This is a genomic window from Mesorhizobium sp. M5C.F.Ca.IN.020.32.2.1, assembly GCF_004023105.1.
Taxonomy (GTDB): domain Bacteria; phylum Pseudomonadota; class Alphaproteobacteria; order Rhizobiales; family Rhizobiaceae; genus Mesorhizobium; species Mesorhizobium wenxiniae.
Window position 1 is genome coordinate 1 of the sequence record NZ_RZSX01001175.1, and the last position, 1,541, is coordinate 1,541.

Annotated in this window: 1 pseudogene; it reads left to right on the forward strand. The window is 62.7% G+C overall.

Annotation, left to right across the window (positions count from 1 at the left end):
• A pseudogene (locus tag EOA86_RS39070) lies at nt 1-1,541 on the forward strand (hypothetical protein); the annotation flags it as partial.

The following is a 1,541-nucleotide window of genomic DNA, read 5'->3' on the forward strand; positions in this document are numbered from 1 at the left end:
GCGTTCGATGACGATTTCGACGATGCGCTTGCCAGTTCGCTCGAAGATGTATCGCCATTCGAAGACGATTTGCCAATGAACGACAAGCTTGGGAACGACAAGCTTGGGAACGACAAGCTTGGGAACGACAAGCTTGGGAACGACAAGCTTGGGAACGACGAGCTTGCCGCGTCGCTCGAACAGGATTTACTGGTGGACGACGCGACGGACGTGGCCGAACAGAATACTGCCGCCATCGAACCCGCCTTCGACGATGAATTCGACAACGCAGTCGCAAGCTCGCTCGAAGACGAGCTGATGCTCGACGAGCAGGTGCCGATGGAGCAGGTTGCCGAAGCCGCCGAAATCTCCGCGCCGGCTGCCGACCCCGCCTTCGACGATGAATTCGACAATGCGGTCGCAAGCTCGCTCGAAGACGAGCTGATGCTTGAAGAACACGTGCCGATGGAGCAGGCTGCCGAACCCGCCGACGTTTCCGCGCCGGCCGCCGAACCAGCCTTTGACGGCGATTTCGACAATGCCGTCGCAAGCTCGCTCGAAGACGAGTTGATACTCGACGAACATGGGCCGATGGAGCAGGCCGCTGTTGAAGCTCCTGCTGCGCCTGTTCGGGCCGTTTCGGACGAGTCCGATGAGGACCTTGCCGGCCATTTCGACGATGTCATGGTCGATGTCGACATGGATTTCGACGTTCGCACGGCTGAACCGGTCGAAATTGACGAGTCAGAAATCGACGAATCGGAGGCTATCGTCGCCAAGCACGAGCCTTCTGCCGAGACCGCGGAAGATGCGTTCGACGCCGATTTTGACCTGAGCTTGGAGGACGCGCTTGCCGAGGAAGCCGAAAAGCCGGTTGCGCAGGCCTCCGGCGTTGCTGCCCAACCGACGGCGCCGGCCGCCGTAGTCCAGCCGGCGGCGCCGGCCCCCATCGCTGACGAGCGGAGCCTCGAAGACGAGCTGAACGCGCTGTTGGGCACCATGCGCACACGGACTGCCCCCGTGGCGGCCTCCGCGGCCAAAGAACCCGCTAAGGTTCAGCAACCTGTAGCCGCGACTGAAAAGGTCGCCATCAAACCAGTGAATCCCGTCGAAGAACTGGACTGGAGCCTCGACGAGCAAGACCTTTTGGGGTCGCCGGATAGTAGCGCGGTTCATGCCCCCGACGCCGATCTCGATAGCGTTCTCCTCGATGAGCTCGAGGGCCAGGATTTCAGCGCTGAAGGTGCCGCCGGGCAGGCCGATGTCGATTTCGACGACGACGCATTGCATACCGCATTCGCCAAGGACATTGGTCTGGATCATGGCGACGGCGATGACGTTGCGGCCGCCGCTCCCCAGCAGGATCCGGCTGACGCGCTCAGCTGGATGGCGGCACCCCCCGCCCCGCCGACGCCGGCCCGTTCGTGGAGCCGCGTAACGCCGGTCGCACAGTCGCAGCCGGCCTTTGCAGCCCAGCCGACGCCTTCGGTAAAGACCACGGAAGCGACACCGCCAATGGCTACGGCACCGTCCTATCAGGATGAGCCGGCCGAAGACGGTGC